14 protein-coding genes are annotated in these 16,417 nt (G+C 65.7%); 3 read left to right on the plus strand and 11 right to left on the minus strand.

From position 1 onward, the window contains the following. Positions 1 to 397: 397 nt before the first annotated feature. The 3 genes from X946_RS23105 to X946_RS23115 all read right to left on the minus strand — a co-directional run bounded on the left by X946_RS23105 (position 398) and on the right by X946_RS23115 (position 2,066). Positions 398 to 682 carry a hypothetical protein gene (locus X946_RS23105; RefSeq protein WP_038752594.1) on the minus strand — a complete coding sequence of 95 codons (285 nt, stop codon included), beginning with the start codon at positions 680 to 682 and terminating at the stop codon, positions 398 to 400. Between the two features lie 427 nt (positions 683 to 1,109). Continuing rightward, complete coding sequence (locus tag X946_RS35270; RefSeq protein WP_156432312.1) at positions 1,110 to 1,394, minus strand: hypothetical protein; 285 nt, start codon at positions 1,392 to 1,394, stop codon at positions 1,110 to 1,112. A gap of 189 nt (positions 1,395 to 1,583) precedes the next feature. Next, positions 1,584 to 2,066 (minus strand): NlpC/P60 family protein, encoded by a 483-nt coding sequence (locus X946_RS23115; RefSeq protein WP_038752708.1) that lies wholly within the window; start codon positions 2,064 to 2,066, stop codon positions 1,584 to 1,586. A gap of 427 nt (positions 2,067 to 2,493) precedes the next feature. On the opposite strand from X946_RS23115, the gene X946_RS23120 reads away from it, so the two are divergent. Beyond that, positions 2,494 to 3,795, plus strand: a complete 1,302-nt coding sequence (locus X946_RS23120; protein ID WP_038752600.1) for an NCS2 family permease — start codon at positions 2,494 to 2,496, stop codon at positions 3,793 to 3,795. A gap of 1,008 nt (positions 3,796 to 4,803) precedes the next feature. Here the strand turns inward: X946_RS23120 and X946_RS23125 are convergent. Then, the gene (locus tag X946_RS23125) at positions 4,804 to 5,091 is read right to left on the minus strand and encodes a DUF1488 domain-containing protein (RefSeq protein WP_038752603.1); all 288 of its coding nucleotides are present in this window, start codon (positions 5,089 to 5,091) and stop codon (positions 4,804 to 4,806) included. A 605-nt stretch (positions 5,092 to 5,696) separates the two neighbouring features. Next, positions 5,697 to 5,891: a DUF2964 domain-containing protein gene (locus X946_RS23130; RefSeq protein WP_038752606.1), complete on the minus strand. Its 195-nt coding sequence runs from the start codon at positions 5,889 to 5,891 to the stop codon at positions 5,697 to 5,699. A gap of 268 nt (positions 5,892 to 6,159) precedes the next feature. Between X946_RS23130 and X946_RS23135 the strand changes: the two genes are divergently transcribed. Together X946_RS23135 and X946_RS23140 are read left to right on the plus strand one after the other, a co-directional pair. Beyond that, entirely contained in the window at positions 6,160 to 8,109 is a 1,950-nt protein-coding gene (locus X946_RS23135) for a sigma-54-dependent Fis family transcriptional regulator (protein WP_038752608.1), read from the plus strand. Positions 8,110 to 8,284: 175 nt separating this feature from the next. Beyond that, positions 8,285 to 8,575, plus strand: coding sequence for a 2Fe-2S iron-sulfur cluster-binding protein (locus X946_RS23140; RefSeq protein WP_038752611.1), 291 nt, complete (start codon positions 8,285 to 8,287; stop codon positions 8,573 to 8,575). A gap of 245 nt (positions 8,576 to 8,820) precedes the next feature. Here the strand turns inward: X946_RS23140 and X946_RS23145 are convergent, their stop codons facing one another. From X946_RS23145 to X946_RS23170, 6 genes are all read right to left on the minus strand, one after another. Next, positions 8,821 to 10,068, minus strand: coding sequence for a peptidoglycan DD-metalloendopeptidase family protein (locus X946_RS23145; RefSeq protein ID WP_038752614.1), 1,248 nt, complete (start codon positions 10,066 to 10,068; stop codon positions 8,821 to 8,823). Between the two features lie 728 nt (positions 10,069 to 10,796). Further along, on the minus strand, positions 10,797 to 11,498 hold the full coding sequence (locus tag X946_RS23150; RefSeq protein WP_038752616.1) for an ABC transporter ATP-binding protein: 702 nt from the start codon (positions 11,496 to 11,498) through the stop codon (positions 10,797 to 10,799). Then, complete coding sequence (gene livG, locus X946_RS23155) at positions 11,498 to 12,271, minus strand: high-affinity branched-chain amino acid ABC transporter ATP-binding protein LivG (RefSeq protein WP_038752619.1); 774 nt, start codon at positions 12,269 to 12,271, stop codon at positions 11,498 to 11,500. Before livG ends, X946_RS23150 begins: the two co-directional genes overlap by 1 nt. Next, complete coding sequence (locus X946_RS23160; RefSeq protein ID WP_038752622.1) at positions 12,268 to 13,539, minus strand: high-affinity branched-chain amino acid ABC transporter permease LivM; 1,272 nt, start codon at positions 13,537 to 13,539, stop codon at positions 12,268 to 12,270. Before X946_RS23160 ends, livG begins: the two co-directional genes overlap by 4 nt. 8 nt (positions 13,540 to 13,547) lie before the next feature. Next, positions 13,548 to 14,474, minus strand: coding sequence for a high-affinity branched-chain amino acid ABC transporter permease LivH (gene livH, locus X946_RS23165; RefSeq protein WP_038752624.1), 927 nt, complete (start codon positions 14,472 to 14,474; stop codon positions 13,548 to 13,550). A 203-nt stretch (positions 14,475 to 14,677) separates the two neighbouring features. Then, entirely contained in the window at positions 14,678 to 15,793 is a 1,116-nt protein-coding gene (locus tag X946_RS23170; protein ID WP_038752628.1) for a branched-chain amino acid ABC transporter substrate-binding protein, read from the minus strand. Positions 15,794 to 16,417 lie beyond the last annotated feature (624 nt).

Consider the following 16,417-nt stretch of genomic DNA (forward strand, 5'->3'; position numbering starts at 1 on the left):
GCACGACCGATCGAACAAAATCGCGCGCGCCCTTCGAATCGCGATGCGCGCACGATGATCCGTCGACGCACGACAACTGCGAACTCGGTTCGCGCGGATGCCCCGCCGACGGCCAGCCGCCAGCCGCATCGCGCACGTCGTGCCGAATCGCGTGACCGCGAGCACGCGATTCGTGCATACAAGCGCGCACGGCGTTTCAGGAAAAATGAGGAAACGTTGCGCGCACCGGTTCGGTCCGTTCCCCGAACGAACGCACGCAACGCATGTGTTGAACGACGACGCCCCGATCGATGAACGGCGCGCTCGAAATGGCGGCGAAGCGCGCACGACAAAGCGCGCCGAAAACATCGCGGCCGGCGGGCACGTGCCGCACGCCGCGAACCGTTCGCACGCGACGTTACGTGCTCGCCGCGAGACGCGGCCCCGACGCGCCGCGCACGGCCGTCGACGGCTCTTCGTCGGTCTTTTGCACCTGCGCGCTCACCCAAGGATCGATGCCTTGCTTCTGCACCTCTTCGAGAAACGACACGCGCGCGCGCCAGTAATCGGCCTGCAGCTTCGCGTCGATCACGCGCTGCTCGGCGGCGAACAACTCCATCCGTGCAGTCACGAGCATCGACGCCGCGCTCTTCTCGGGAGTGGGGGCGTGACGCAACGCCCATCGGCTGATCCAGTTCAACATGCTTGCCTCCGTATTGACGGATGAAATCGCGTGGGGCGCGTCCCACCTGCGAAACCCTGCCCCTGCACTCACCTTCAGCTGCCACTGCGAAATGCGCCGATTCCCGCGTCCGCTCCCGGCACCCAACGGCCCCGACGCGAGCATTGTCTCTATCCTAGTGAGAGAATCGCGTTAATGCGATGACGACTTGCATTCTTTTACACAAGCCACCTTATTGCAACATCCTAAAAAACAACGATATCCCATTGATCCAGAAGAAAAATATCCGTCGAAAAATATATGTAAACACCTATCTCTAAAATCAACGGATTTGTAGCAGGAATTGGGTGAATTTCCGGATGTCGATCGTTCGGCAGCGCATGCTTTCGACCGAAACCTTACGCCGATTCTCATGGACTTTTTTCTTTTCATGCGATTGGCGCGGGCATCATGCGGCCGCAAAGCCGGCGAGCTTGCCTGCCGTGCAATCCGCCAGGAATCGCGCGAGGCTGGCCATGCAGCCGCATGTTTCGACCGCGTACGTTCGAACATGACGCCGTACCGGCATGCACGACAATGGGGCGTCGCGCCGTCGCAGCGCGCGAGCACGCGCCATTGCGGCATGAAAGTCCATCACGTCGCATTCGGCCGATTTCGATGCGCCCACTCGGTCGCGCCTGCGATACGGCTCGCCGTTGCTTTCGAAGATATTACGATCGGCAATGCGAACCATGCATGACGGTCCGCCACTCGCACGCAACTTGTTCGCCACTCGTGCGCATATCAAGCCGTCATTCGTGCGCGGCGCGTCGACGCGCCACGCACCGCATGTCGTCGCCGGCTCGGCGTCGCGTGCGGCGCGCACAACGCGCGCAATGCGTCAGTCACGCGCAACGTTCATCCGCAGGCCGCATTCCGTCCGTCATCGGAGCCCGCCTTCGTCGGGCCACCGGTAACCGAGCAGCCTCGAACGCGCATACGCGAACTCGCGTACCGCGCCGCGCTGATTGCCGCCGAACAGATACACGCGTTCGTCGTCGTGCCGCACATAGAAGCCGACATGCCCTCGCCAGCTCGTCGGACGATCGCGCGTCAGCACGGCGACGCATCCATAGGCCGGCTCGCTCAGCGCACGGCCCCACTCGAGCCACGATCGCGCGAGCGCCGAGCCCGTTCCCGATATCCCGACGCGCGCGAAACACCAGTTGACGAACGACGAGCACCACGAAATCTTGTCGTCGTAGCCGGCGAGATTCGTGCAGCCGTTGTATTCGATGATGCGCGGATTGCTTGCGCCGGCCCTGAAACGCCGAACGCCCTGTTCCGCGAGCGCGACGGACATCCAGGCAGGATGGCCGGCATCGGCTTGCTGTTCGCCGGGCGCCGGCACGACGCTTTCATGCATTCGAGCGATCGACGTCAAGCTGAACTCTCCAGTTCGTGAATAGGCGGCGCACCGGCACGGGCGTCGACGCCGTTCGTTGTTCGCCGTTCGTTGTTCGTTGTTCGTTGTTCGTTGTTCGACGCCGCCAGGGCGCCGCACGCGGCGCACGCCCTTCTCGCTACCGGCAAGCGGTCATTTTAACGACTCGCCGACGAACGCGTGCGCGGACGCCGCCCGCCCGAATTCTCGCCGCGCTCGCTGCGCGAGCCGCCGCGAGCGCGATGTCGAATCGCGATCAATCGCCACAAATATATCGTCCCGCCTATGTCCGCTATTACAATCCGCCGATAGCCGCCCAATAGTGGCTGGTTACAGTACGTCCGCCACGCGGGCAACACAACTCACAAAGCATTCAGCAACACGACTACTCGACCGGAGAATCGCCCACATGGAATCGATCAAACGGTACTTCGGCTTCGCGGAAGCCGGAACCGACTTGCGCACCGAAATACTCGCGGGCGTCACCACGTTCCTGACGATGGCCTACATCATCTTCGTCAACCCCGCGATTCTCGGTGATGCGGGCATGCCGAAGGAATCCGTCTTCGTCGCCACGTGCCTCGTCGCCGCGCTCGCATCGGTCATCATGGGCCTGTACGCGAACTACCCGATCGCCTGCGCGCCGGGCATGGGCCTCAACGCGTATTTCGCTTACACCGTCGTCAAGGGCATGGGCTTTACGTGGCAGGCCGCGCTCGGCGCGGTGTTCATCTCCGGCTGCCTGTTCCTGCTCGTCACGCTGTTTCGCGTGCGCGAAGTGATCGTCAATGGGATTCCGAAGTCGCTGCGCATCGCGATCACCGCGGGCATCGGCCTTTTCCTCGGCATCATTTCGCTGAAGACGGCGGGCGTGATCGTCGGCAGCCCGGCGACGCTCGTCACGCTCGGCGATCTGCACAAGCCGACGACGGTCCTCGCGATCATCGGCTTCTTCGCGATCGTCACGCTCGATTACCTGCGCGTGCGCGGCGCGATCCTGATCGGCATCATCGGCGTGACGATCCTGTCGTTCTTCTTCGGCGGCAACGAGTTTCACGGAATCTTCTCCGCACCGCCGTCGATCGACGCGACGCTGTTCAAGCTCGACATCGGCGCCGCGCTGTCGACGGGCATCATCAACGTGATCCTCGTGTTCTTCCTCGTCGAGCTGTTCGATGCGACGGGCACGCTGATGGGCGTCGCGAATCGCGCGGGGCTCCTCGTCGAAGGCAAGATGCATCGCCTGAACAAGGCACTCCTCGCCGACAGCACCGCGATCGTCGCGGGCTCGGTGCTCGGCACGTCGTCGACGACCGCATACATCGAAAGCGCATCCGGCGTGCAGGCGGGCGGGCGCACCGGCGTTACCGCGATCACGGTCGCCGTGCTGTTCATTGCATGCCTCTTCATCGCGCCGCTCGCGAGCGTCGTGCCCGGCTACGCGACTGCGCCGGCGCTGCTGTACGTGTCGTGCCTGATGCTGCGCGACATGGTCGACGTGCCGTGGGACGATGCGACGGAGGCCGTGCCCGCCGCGCTCACCGCGTTGCTGATGCCGTTCACGTACTCGATCGCGAACGGCGTCGCGTTCGGCTTCATCGCCTACGGCGGCCTCAAGCTGCTGACGGGCCACGCGAAGCAGGTGAAGCCGATCGTCTGGATCATCGCAGCGATCTTCCTGTTCCGCTACTTCTACCTCGGCGCCGAATAACGGCGCGACGCGCGGCGGCGAACGCGCAAGCGACTGCCGCCGCAAACGGCTCGTCCGCGTCTGGACGCGCGGGCGACGACGCAGCCGTATGGGGAACGGTAATGCCGCGCGACGATGCGCGATCTCGGAAGCCGACGCAACGACGGCATGCGCCGGGCGACAGATTCGTCGGCAATGCTTGAATTCCCAACTAGCCCGCCGCCCGCGCGACAGTTGCGCGCCGGCAAGACGTCTCGCCGCGATCCGGCGGCGATTGTCACGCGTGCGGCTCCCATGCGCGCTTGCTCGTGCGTTCGCGAGGCTGCTATGGCCGCGACAGAACGCAATAGGAACGTCACCGCTGACGCATCCGCACACCGGCGAGAGTCCGACGTAATATCCGACCGAAGGACGTCAACGAAGCCGGCGTCCTCACTGCGAATTCCATTCGGCGCAGACAGCGACGCATTCGTCTTTAGGAGAACCGATCGAACGAAGATCGACCGCGAGCGACCGATTCGGCGCGCGGCCAATAAGCTCGCTTGCGCGGCGGAACGGCTCGTCGGCAACCGATGATTCGACGGTGCGAGAGTCGACTGCGAAGAGAGATCCGCGAAACATGCAACGCCGCGACAGTCGCGCCCGGAAGGAGCACGTGTTCTCATCGCGACCATTCGAAGCGCGCCTGCGCGCTCGTCGACAGGCGGCTCGATAAGCGAATCGATTAGCGGCTCAAAAAGCGGTTCGATAAACGGCTCGCAAGCGACCGAACGAAGCCCGACGAACAACCGACGCAGCGCTCGCGCAAGCGCAGCCGGCCACGGCCACGCAACGCAACGCAACGCATCGTCGCGCGCATGCCGTCCACTGCCGCGAATCCTCAAATCAACGACCCGCAGAAGCGAACACGCCCGCGTGTCGACGCAGGCCTGCACGCCGCATCTCGCAAGCATGCCGAACGAATCCACTTCGGCTCAAAAAAAACGAGCGCCACCCGCGGGCAGCGCTCGTTCGCGAAGTCGGCGCAATCTAGCGCACGTTCGCCTCGTAAAACCTGACGTACCCGCTTCTCAACACCACGCATTGCGCGCGGGTCTCGGACAACAGGCGTCGCGCCGCGGCCTCGATACGGAGCCGGTGCGCATCGAACGCCCCCACCATATCCTCGAAGCGCGGCGAAGCGGCACCGTAATGGTCCTCGAGCGCCTCGGCGGTGATATGGCATTGAACCGGCTCGCCGTCGACCATCGCCATGAACGCGAGCGTCAATTCGCGCCCCGAATATTCGGGCGCATCGTTCGTGAACTGGATCTGCATCGGAACCGCCTTTGCCGTAGCTCGAGAATGCAAGAAACCGCGTGCCGCCGGAAGGATTCGCCGGCCGGAAGCGCGCGGGCTGACCGGAGCGGCTGTCGTGCGGCGAGCGGCGCGCGCTCGCCGGATGCTCCGGTTGACTTCACTTTAGTCGCTTTCCGGCACGACACAAGATTTCGTCAAAAAACCCTGCGCGCGCGCAGGCTCCCGCGCATTCTTCTGTCAATTGACCGCGCAACGGCTTGACTGCAGGAAGAATCGTGCGATGAATCGTCGTGGGAATCGCACACCGGATTCGACTGCGAATCCCGGTGTCAGGCAGTTGCAAACGAGAGGGAGCGATGGTCCGCGCCGCATTTCCGCGTGCGGTTCGTCGACCGGCGAACTCCGCTCGCGGGCCGTCGGGTTTCGCGCGAACGAGCTTCGATGGCCTTCGCTCGAGTCGACGCGCGCACCGCCGCGCCAAAGCCCTTTATATTGCGACGGGCATGCGGGTTATATGCCGATCGCATTCGGCAGCGCTCGTCGCGTCGCACAACGCGCGAGCCGATCGAGCCCCACGGCGCCGCGAGCGCGCTCGCCGTCGCGCCGCCCGCAGGCCATCCCGCTCACTTCTTTTCGTCCTTCGGCCAGACGTTCAGTGCAACCGCGCAAGTCGTCACGCCGAGCGCAATCGCCGCAGCGCCATATCGCACCGCAGCATCCTGGTCGAACAACAATCCGTGGATCGCCACGGCAATGCCGGCCAGCGAGACGAACGTCGCGATCGCGGCGAGCACCACTCTCAGTTCCGTCCGAACCATGATGATTCTCCCCGAACGGATGCATGTCGCGGCGCATGCTGAATTGCGGGGACCGTTCATGATTTCCGCATCGGTCCGGGCGGGGCGCGGCGCGTGCGCACCCTGTTTCCATCATTGCAGGCCGGGGCACAAAAGCAAGCGAAATTCGATTTGCGGTCGCACATCGCGCGCGGCGCTTGTATGATGGGCGTGCCCGCGCCGCCACGTCCACCGCTGCGCCGGTCGAGCGGAGCGCACACTCCGTCGGCGGGCCCCATGGAGACAAGTCATGCCGCAATCTTCCGTGCTGCCCGCCGTGGCGAGCCGCGTCGACCTGCTCGCGCAAGCGCACGCCCGCTCATCGTCGGTGGGCCTGCGCGCATCCGAATTGCCCGATTTTTCGCCGCTGTCGCGCACCGCGCTGCGCGAACTGATCGACGGCAGCCAGTCGCTGTACACGCATGCGCGCCCGGTGATGGACACGCTGCACACGCAGATCGCCGACACGCAAAGCCTCGTGCTCCTGACCGATCGGGACGGCGTGATCCTGCACAGCATCGGCGACGCCGATTTCGTCGAGAAGGCGAATCGTGTCGCGCTCTGCCCCGGCGTGTCGTGGGCGGAGGACACGCGCGGCACCAACGCGATCGGCACGGCGCTCGCCTCGGGCCAGGCGCTCGCCGTCCACGGCGCCGAGCATTTCCTGCGCGCGAATCACGTGCTGACCTGCTCGTGCGCGCCGATCGTCGATCCCTTCGGCCGCATCCTCGGCGCGTTGGACGTGAGCGGCGATCCGCGCGGCTTCAGCTCGCACACGCTCGCGCTCGTGAAGATGTCCGCGCAACTGATCGAGAATCATTTGTTCGCGAACCAGTGCGCCGACGCGCTGCGCGTGCGCTTTCACGCACACGACGAATTCGTCGACTCGCTGTTCGCGGGCCTCGTCGCGTTCAGCCCGAGCGGCGCGCTGATCGCGGCGAACCGCAGCGCGCAATTCCAGCTCGGCGCTGGTTTCGATGCGCTGCAGCATCGCGGCTGCGACGAGCTGTTCGGCCTGTCGTTCGCGAAGCTCGCGCAGCATGCGGCGCACGAGCCGCTCGCGTGCTTCGCGCTGACGCTCGGCAGCGGCGTGCGCGTGCGCGCGCGCTGTGAATTCGCGGATGCGCAGCGCACGGCCGTTCCGGTGACGAGCCGCATCGCGCCGCCCCGTAACGCCGAGAGCACGCGCGACGACGATCCCGACGCGATCACGTTCGCGACGCTCGACACGGGCGATGCGCGCATGGCCGCCGTGCTGCAGCGCGTCGGCAAGGTGCGCGGGCGCGACCTGCCGGTGCTCGTGCTCGGCGAAACCGGCACCGGCAAGGAATGGCTCGCGCGGGCGCTGCATCGTGCGTCGCCGCGCCGCGACGGTCCGTTCGTCGCGGTCAATTGCGCGGCGTTGCCTGATTCGCTGATCGAAGCGGAGCTGTTCGGCTACGAGGACGGCGCGTTCACCGGCGCGCGCAAGCGCGGCAGCCCCGGCAAGATCGCGCAGGCGGACGGCGGCACGCTGTTTCTCGACGAAATCGGCGACATGCCGCTCGCGCAGCAGGTGCGGCTGATGCGCGTGCTGCAGGAACGCGCGGTGATGCCGCTCGGCGGCGCGCGCGCGGTGCCGGTGGATTTGCGGATCGTCTGCGCGACGCACCGCGATCTGCGCGGGATGATCGCCGCCGGCACGTTCCGCGAGGATCTGTTCTACCGGATCAACGGCCTCGCGGTGACGCTGCCGGCGCTGGCCGAGCGCTCGGACCTCGAGACGCTCGTCGCCCGCGTGCTCGCGCGGCTCGCGCGCAGCGAGCCGATGCCCGCCGCCGTGTCGCCGGCCGTGCTCGCCGCGTTTGCGCGCTGCCGCTGGCCCGGCAATCTGCGTCAACTGACGAACGTGCTGCGCACGGCCGGGATGCTCGCCGAAGGCGAAACGCAAATCGACGTCGAGCATTTGCCCGACGATTTCTGGCTCGACTGCCCGCAGCCCGCGCGGGAAGCCACGGCGACACCCACCGACGGCGACGCGGCCGGCGCGGCAGCGGCGTTCGCCACCGCCGCGCCGACGCTGCAAGCCCATCAGTTCGCGCTGATCGACGGCGCGCTCGACCGGCATCGCGGCAACGTGTCGGCGGCCGCGCGCGAGCTCGGGCTCGCGCGCAACACCGTTTATCGACATCTGCGCAGACGACGGCCGCCAGACGTCTGAATCGTCGGTGCCGCCGGTGCCGCAGCCAGCCGCGGACGGCGAGCGCGGCACCGCGCGTGCGGCCTTGCGTACGATGCGCAGATGGGCCGCGCTGCGTGCGCGGCGAAACGCGCGAGCGCATCGGGTATCCTTGCGGCTTCATCGTCCACGACACCGCGCCGCCGCTTACGATCGCATGACCGAAGAACGTTCGCACTGGGTGCGAGTCGAGCCGCTCGGAGCCGGCTTCGACGCGCCCGAATCGCTGTCGCTGCTCGAAGCCGCGGGCTTCGCCGGCGTATCGCTGCCGCGCTCGTGCCGCAACGGCACGTGCCGGACCTGCCTGTGCCGTCTGCGCGAAGGCTCGATCGTCTACCGGATCGACTGGCCCGGCGTGAGCGCCGAAGAAAAAGCGGAAGGCTACATCCTGCCGTGCGTCGCGATCGCGCGATCCGATCTCGTCATCGAGGTGCCTGACGCCGAATGAACGCACGCGCGGGGATCGTGCAAGGAGATCGCAGGTGTCCGCGCCGGGCCGCGCACGGCGGGCATGATCGCATGCCGCCGCGCGCCCGCCCGACAGCCGGGCCGCCGCCGATCACATGGTCGAAAGACATGCACGGCCGCGTATCGAGCGCGCTTCGCTCGACAGTCGACACCACACCGCTCGCGCCGCGAATCGCGCCGACGCCGCGCAACGCCTGCGTGCACGCGGACAGACAACGGCCGCCGTCATCGGCTGGTGCAGGCCGACACGACAGGATCGTTGCTCCCCGTATGGACGAAACCGTCCGACACCCATTGATTCGAGCCGAGCCGATACCAGAGCCGCGTCGCACCCCAGTTGCCCCGCACCGTATCGCCGTACGCATAGCACGCGAGCTGGACCGTCGCGCCGTTCGCGACGGTGCCGACGACCGAAGCGGACAGCGACGGCGCGCTGCGCAGGTTCACAGGCCCCGGCGCCTGCACGGTCGCCTTCACGGACGGCGACGGTTCGGCCGGCCCGCCGCTGTCCTCCGAGCCGTAATTGGTGAGTGACGCCTGCACGGACACGCGCCGCTGATTGCGGATCGCATAGCCCGAATACGCACCGCCGCCTTCGAAGAACTGCCAGCCGCCGATCGTCTTGCCGTTCACGGGCACATCGCTGCCGCCCTGGCTCAGCGCGAAGTGCACGTGCGGCCCGGTCGTCTGCCCACCGCACGGCAGGCCGTTGCCGACGCGCCCGAGGTATTCGCCCTGGCGCACGCGCGTGCCGCTGCCAGCCTGAGTCAGCTGAACCATGTGGTAGTACGTGGTCGCATAGCCGTTGTCGTGGACGACCTTGACGATCGCGCTGCCGTTGCGCTCGCAGCTTTTGTAGAGAACGCCGCCACGCGCGGCGAGCACCTGGCCGTTGCCGATGGAAAAGTCGAGCGAGTTGAACGGGCGGCTTTCGCCGCTCCAGCCATGCGCGCCGCCCGTCCAATACCACGCGGCGCCTTGCTGCCACGGCAGCGCAAGCCCCGTCTGCCCCGCCGCCGCGCTCGGCCGCGACGCGGCGGGCGCGCGGCCTGCATTCAGATGCGCGCGCTCGTCGCGGGGCAGCAGCTTCGCCGGCGCCGCGGCGGCAAGCGCATAAAACGCATCGGTGCCTTCGATGCCGACGACCCATCCGTCCTTTGCGCGTTGCGCGACGAAGAGCTTCGACACGGGGTAGGCCGGCGAGTCGTTCGGAACGACCTGCGTAACGGTGCCGAACACCCATCCGGCCTCCTGATCCGACTTGATCGGCTCGATCACGTCGTCGCGCGCAGCGGGCGCGGCCGGCCCCTGCTTGCCGAGCCGAGTGGAGAAAGCCTGCCGGATTGCCTGCTGCAGGTCCGGTGCATCGACGGGCACCGCATACGCGGCGCCGGACAGGCCTGCCGCCATCAACGGCACGGCCATCAAACGCTTGATGGAATCGGATGCACTACGCCAGACCATCGGGCCCATAAGAACGCCTCCCTTATCAGTGAACGTCGTCATTTCGACGGACGGGACCGACTGCGGCCCGATGCGGTGTCGTCGGCCGACGCGACCACAGCGATCCCACGGTGAACCTTGACAGCTCGATTCGGACTGCTTAGCAGCTTGACCAAACCGACAAAGCCCTTACGCCCCGGGAATCATAGTGACTTTCCTCTAAAAGTAAACCTTGCAATCGACAAATCGATCGGATTTACGAAGGCAGCCATCCCGCTATTTCATCGATATTGGCACCAGAAACGTATATTGAAATAGTGATTGTTTCAGATATGCGCATGAGAATTTATTCGTCACGAAACGGCGAATAAGGAAGGAATCCGAATGATGTCGGAGCCGGATCGATCGATCTGACCAAGCATGTCCGTCATGCGAACAAGAACACAAAACGCCTTCTTTTTCAGGCGCTTAATGTCACGCATGCAATGATCCACGAGAATCACGGGCAGCCGATGAATCGGCCGACCGGATCAGGAAAAATCGACATTCACCGCGTTCATGATGCACGCCGATAAGATGCGGTTCTAAAAAATAAATGCCGTGATTACATGAATCCGTTCGAATCGGCGGTTATGTCACCTGGAACACAATCGCATTGACCGGAGAATGCGACCGAACGCGCCATGTTCTAATTTTCCGAAATGCGCGTTCGTCCGCCGGTATCGTTGCGCGAGCGACGTGCCCGCGATGCCGCCGTCCTACGCGCCGAGATACGCGCTGCGGATTCCGTCGTTCGCCAGCAGGTTCGCGCCGGTGTCGGCGAGCACGACCCGCCCCGTCTCGAGCACATAGCCGCGATCGGCGACCTGCAACGCCTTGTGCGCGTTCTGCTCGACGAGGAACACCGTCACGCCCTCGTCGCGAATCGTCCGGATGATGTCGAAGATCTGCGCGATCACGAGCGGCGCAAGGCCGAGCGTCGGCTCGTCTAGCAGCAGCAGGCGCGGCCGGCTCATCAGCGCGCGGCCGATCGCGAGCATCTGCTGCTCGCCGCCCGACATCGTGCCCGCCCGCTGCCCCGAGCGCTCCTTCAGCCGCGGAAACAGGCGATAGACATGCTCGACGCCCTCGTCGATCTCATGGCGGCTCGCGAAGAAGCCGCCCATCTTCAGATTCTCCAGCACGGTGAGGCTCGGAAACACGCGGCGCCCTTCCGGCGAGATCGCGAGCCCCTGGCGCATGATCTCGTGCGTCGGCATCGCGGTGATGTCGCTGCCCTCGAACAGCACGCGCCCGCTCGACGCGCGCGGCGTGCCGCACACGGTCATCATCAGCGTCGTCTTGCCCGCGCCGTTGCTGCCGATCAGCGTGACGATCTCGCCCTTCTTCACTTCGATCGACACGCCCGACAGCGCCTCGATCGCGCCGTAGTGCGTATGGACCTTCTCCAGCTTCAGCATCACTCCTCTCCCAGATAGGCCTTGATCACGCGCGGATCGTTGCGCACTTCGTCGGGCCGGCCGATCGTGATCGGCCGGCCGTGCTCCATCACCAGAATGCGATCCGAGACGCCCATCACGAGACTCATGTCGTGCTCGATCAGCAGCACCGCGACGCCGAACTCGCGGCGCAGCCGGTCGATCAGTTGCTGCAGTTCGACCTTCTCCTGCGGATTGAGGCCCGCCGCCGGCTCGTCGAGCATCAGCAGGCGCGGGTTCGTGATCATGCAGCGCGCGATCTCAAGGCGGCGCTGATGGCCATACGAGAGCGTGCCCGCGGGCCGGTTCGCGACCGCCGTCAGATTCATCCGGTCGAGCCACACGGCCGCGCGCTCGAGCGCGTCGCGTTCCGCGCGGCGATACGCGGGCGTCGCGAAGAGGCCGTGAAAGAGCCCCGACTTCACCTGCCGATGCTGCGCGACGAGCAGGTTCTCGACGACCGTCAGCGACTTGAAGAGCCGAATGTTCTGGAACGTGCGCACGAGCCCCTTGCGCGCGACCAGGTGGCTCGTCAGCCCGCCGATCGAATGGCCGTCGAGCACGACGCTGCCCGCCGTCGGCCGATAGAACCCGCCGATGCAGTTGAACACCGTCGTCTTGCCCGCGCCGTTCGGGCCGATGATCGCGAATACCTCGTCGCGGCGCACGTCGAAATCGATCCCGTCCACCGCGAGCAAGCCGCCGAAGCGCATCTGCAGCGCGGACACCTTCAACATTTCCGTCGTCGCGCTCATTGCGGCAGCTCCACGTGGGGGCGGCTCGCAGGCAGCAGGCCCTGCGGACGCCACATCATCATCAACACCATCACGAGGCCGAACATCAGCATCCGGTATTCGGCGAAACCGCGCGCGATCTCGGGCAACAGGGTCAGCAGGATCGCCGCGAGAATCACGCCGAGCTGCGAGCCCATTCCGCCCAGCACGACGATGGCGAGAATCAGCGCGGATTCGATGAACGTGAACGACTCCGGATTCACGAGCCCCTGGCGCGCCGCGAAGAACGCACCGCCGATGCCGGCGAACGACGCGCCGAGCGTGAACGCCGACAGCTTGATGCGCGTCGGATTGAGGCCGAGCGAGCGGCACGCGATCTCGTCGTCGCGCAGCGCCTCCCATGCGCGACCCATCGGCATCCTGATCAACCGGCTCGTCACGAAGAGCGTGAAACAGACGAGCAGCAGCGCGATCAGGTACAGGAAGATCACGACGTGCTCGCCGCTGTACTCGAGTCCGATCAGCTCGTGGAAGGTTTTCGCGCCCTCGACGCTCGCGCTTCGCGCCATCTCGAAGCCGAACACCGTCGGCTTCGGGATGCCGGAGACGCCGTCGGGGCCGCCCGTGATGCTCGTCAGGTTGTTCGCGAGCAGGCGGATGATCTCGCCGAAGCCCAGCGTGACGATCGCGAGATAGTCGCCGCGCAGCCGCAGCACCGGAAAGCCGAGCACGAAGCCGAACGTCGCCGACGCGAGCGCGGCGAGCGGCAGGCATTCCCAGAACGTGAGCCCGAAGTACTGGTTGAGAAGCGCATATGTGTAGCCGCCGACCGCATAGAAGCCGACGTAGCCCAGATCGAGCAGGCCGGCGAAGCCGACGACGATGTTCAGGCCGAGGCCGAGGATCACGTAGATGAGCGCGAGCGTCGCGACGTCGATCGCGCCGCGCGAGCCGAAGAACGGCCACACGAAGCCGAACGCGACGAGCGCCCAGACGATCGCGCGCTGCTCGCGCGCGCCGAGCGGCGGCGTCGCGGGCATGCGCACGGCCGCCTTCGCGCGCACGAGCGCGGGCTTGAACAACTGAAACAGGAACACGGCGGCGACCGCGATCCAGACCGGCCGCCAGTGCGCTTCGAGAACGACCTGATAGCCGTCGAGCTTCAGTTGAAGGCCGAGGATCGGCACCGTGAGGATCGCGGTCAGCACGGCGGCCGTCACCGCGTGCTTGAGCGATCGCACGGCCGGCACGCCGGCCGTCGTGCGGACGGAAGTCATCGCTTGATTCATGGGCGGCCTCACACCTTTTCGATGTCCGACTTGCCGAGCAGGCCCGTCGGACGGAACAGCAGGATCAGCACGAGGAGGCCGAAGGCCACCACGTCCTTGTACTCGGCGGGCATGTACCCGGAGGCAAAAGTCTCGGCGAGACCGAGCAGCACGCCGCCCAGCATCGCGCCGGGAATGCTGCCGATGCCGCCCAGCACCGCGGCCGTGAACGCCTTGATGCCCGCGACGAAGCCGATATACGGATTGAGCTTGCCGATCGTGAGCCCGATCAGCACGCCGCCCACCGCGGCGAGCATCGCGCCCAGCACGAACGTGAACGAGATCACGCGGTTCGTGTCGATGCCGAGCAGGTTCGCCATCCGCATGTCTTCCGCGCACGCGCGGCATGCACGGCCCATCCGCGAATGCGAGATGAACAGCGTGAGCGCGATCATCAGCACGATCGTCACGCAGACGATCAACAGGCGCGCATACGGCACCGTCACGTCGAAGTCGCCGCCGACGTGAATATCGAACGCGCCGGAGATCAGCACGGGCACCGACATGTCGCGCGCGCCCTGGCCGATCTGTACGTAGTTCTGAAGAAAGATCGACATGCCGATCGCGGAGATGAGCGGCACGAGCCGCGGCCCGCCGCGCAGCGGCCGGTACGCGACGCGCTCGACCGCGAACCCGTAGAGCCCCGTGACGACGACCGACACGACAAGCGCCGCGCCGAGCACGAGCGGCAGCGGATAGCCCGCCGACGTGCCGATCGCGGTCAGCGTGACGAGCCCGACGTATGCGCCGATCATGTAGATCTCGCCGTGGGCGAAGTTGATCATGCCGATGATCCCGTAGACCATCGAATAGCCGATGGCGATCAACGCATAGATCGCGCCCAGCGTGAGGCCGTTGACCAGTTGCTGGGCGAATTGAGGAAAGAATTCATTCATGCGGGAAGCTCCCGTTCGCGCCGACGCGCATGCATGCGCCGCCGCTCGCGAAAGCGGCGGCGCATGCAGCGCACGGGCGTCCGATCTCGATGCGCCCGCCCCGCGGCGGCCCGCTCGCGCGACGGCGCAGGGCCAGCGCAGGGCCAATGCGACCCGCCCCGCTCGAACGTGCAGCGGGGCGGACGGGCAGGCAGATACTCCAGTTAGTTGGCGGCCGTCTTGGTCGCGTCCTTGTGCCACTTGTAGACGACGAACTTGAACGATTTCAGGTCGCCCTGCGCGTCGTACGACACCTTGCCGATCGGCGTGTCGAAGCTGTGCTGGTGCATGTACGCGGCGACCTTCGCCGGATCGGTGGTCTTCGCGCCCGCGATCGAATCGGCGATGATCTTCACGCCGGAATACGCGGGCATCTGGAACGTGCCGTTCGGATCGCGCTTCTTGTCGGCGAACGCCTTCACGAGCGCCGCATTGGCCGGATCGGCGGTGAAGTCGGCGGGCAGCGTGACGAGCATGCCTTCCGAAGCCGGGCCGGCGATCGCCGTCACGTCCTTGTTGCCGACGCCTTCCGGTCCCATGAACACGGCCTTCACGCCCTGTTCGCGCGCCTGGCGCATCAGCAGCCCCATTTCCGGGTGATAGCCGCCAAAGTAGACGAAGTCGACGCCCTGCGACTTCAGCTTCGTGACGACCGCCGAGTAGTCGGAGTCGCCCGCGTTGATGCCTTCGAAGATCACGACGGGCACCTTCGCCGCGTCGAGGTCCTTCTTCACCGCCGACGCGATGCCCTGGCCGTACGACTGCTTGTCGTGCAGCACGGCGACCTTCTTCGGCTTGACCTTGCCGATGATGTACTGCGCGGCGGCCGGCCCCTGCTGGTCGTCGCGGCCGATCGTTCGGAACACGAACTTACGCTTCTTGCCCTCGGTCAACTGCGGCGCGGTCGCCGACGGCGTGATCATCACGATGCCTTCGTTCTCGTAGATGTCCGACGCCGGAATCGTCGAGCCCGAGCACACGTGGCCGATCACGTACTTGATCTTCTGGCTGACGATCTTGTTCGCCACCGCGACCGCCTGCTTCGGCTCGCACGCGTCGTCCATCATCACCACCTCGAACTTATTGCCGCCCGCGCCGCCGGCTGCGTTGATCTGCTCGATCGCCGTCAGCGCGCCGGCCTTGACCATGTCGCCGTACTGAGCGACCGAGCCGCTCATCGGGCCGGCAATGGCGATCTTCACGGTTTCCGCATGGGCAGCGGCGCCGGCTGCAACGAGCATCGCGGCGAGAGAGATGGACGAAAGACGGGACAGCATCATCAGGAGCTCCTCGATTATGTTTAGTCATACGGGCAAGGCAACATGACTTGCGCAATCGAACAACACCCGTGGACGAAACGACTTGGAGCACGCCCGAGACGGAAAGACGGACCTGCAGATGGAACAGCGCTTGCGGGGCCCGGCAGTGTCAGCCGCCGTCGCGCGCGACGGAGACCTTGGTTCGGAAAGACAACGTGATGCGTCTTGTATTGCGCAAGCGATTCGCCTGCCCCGCTTACCTCACTGCTCGTCGGACGGATATGCCGACAGCCGTTGGCAAGGCAGCCGAAATTATAGGATCGTTTTTCATCCATCTGACCAGAATTAACGGACGAATCAGGGAAAACACGCAGTCCGCGCGGCCTCTCGGGCGCTCGGTTGCGCCCGTCGTTCGCATGCTGCACCGCAGCCGGATTCGACGGCCGCGCGACCGTTCGCGCAACCGCCTCGCGCGATTTCCCTTTCGCTGCGGACGTTTATCGCGACGCTGCGGCGCACCGTAAGACGAGCCGAACCCGATCCGGACGTCGAGCGACGGCGGCACGCGATTCGACCTCCGCAGCGAGGTACGACCGCCCGACCATCCGAACGACACGAGCGCCATGCAATATCCGCCGGCATGCG

The organism is Burkholderia sp. ABCPW 111, assembly GCF_000773065.1.
GTDB lineage: Bacteria > Pseudomonadota > Gammaproteobacteria > Burkholderiales > Burkholderiaceae > Burkholderia > Burkholderia savannae.

What these genes read in the sequence shown, in the direction of transcription:
- X946_RS23105 (WP_038752594.1), bottom strand. Translation starts at nt 682, where the DNA reads ATGTTGAACTGGATCAGCCGATGGGCGTTGCGTCACGCCCCCACTCCC.
- X946_RS35270 (WP_156432312.1), bottom strand. Translation starts at nt 1,394, where the DNA reads ATGGTTCGCATTGCCGATCGTAATATCTTCGAAAGCAACGGCGAGCCG.
- X946_RS23140 (WP_038752611.1), top strand. Translation starts at nt 8,285, where the DNA reads ATGACCGAAGAACGTTCGCACTGGGTGCGAGTCGAGCCGCTCGGAGCC.
- X946_RS23125 (WP_038752603.1), bottom strand. Translation starts at nt 5,091, where the DNA reads ATGCAGATCCAGTTCACGAACGATGCGCCCGAATATTCGGGGCGCGAA.
- X946_RS23170 (WP_038752628.1), bottom strand. Translation starts at nt 15,793, where the DNA reads ATGATGCTGTCCCGTCTTTCGTCCATCTCTCTCGCCGCGATGCTCGTT.
- X946_RS23150 (WP_038752616.1), bottom strand. Translation starts at nt 11,498, where the DNA reads ATGCTGAAGCTGGAGAAGGTCCATACGCACTACGGCGCGATCGAGGCG.
- X946_RS23145 (WP_038752614.1), bottom strand. Translation starts at nt 10,068, where the DNA reads ATGGGCCCGATGGTCTGGCGTAGTGCATCCGATTCCATCAAGCGTTTG.
- X946_RS23160 (WP_038752622.1), bottom strand. Translation starts at nt 13,539, where the DNA reads ATGAATCAAGCGATGACTTCCGTCCGCACGACGGCCGGCGTGCCGGCC.
- X946_RS23115 (WP_038752708.1), bottom strand. Translation starts at nt 2,066, where the DNA reads ATGCATGAAAGCGTCGTGCCGGCGCCCGGCGAACAGCAAGCCGATGCC.
- livH (WP_038752624.1), bottom strand. Translation starts at nt 14,474, where the DNA reads ATGAATGAATTCTTTCCTCAATTCGCCCAGCAACTGGTCAACGGCCTC.
- livG (WP_038752619.1), bottom strand. Translation starts at nt 12,271, where the DNA reads ATGAGCGCGACGACGGAAATGTTGAAGGTGTCCGCGCTGCAGATGCGC.
- X946_RS23130 (WP_038752606.1), bottom strand. Translation starts at nt 5,891, where the DNA reads ATGGTTCGGACGGAACTGAGAGTGGTGCTCGCCGCGATCGCGACGTTC.
- X946_RS23135 (WP_038752608.1), top strand. Translation starts at nt 6,160, where the DNA reads ATGCCGCAATCTTCCGTGCTGCCCGCCGTGGCGAGCCGCGTCGACCTG.
- X946_RS23120 (WP_038752600.1), top strand. Translation starts at nt 2,494, where the DNA reads ATGGAATCGATCAAACGGTACTTCGGCTTCGCGGAAGCCGGAACCGAC.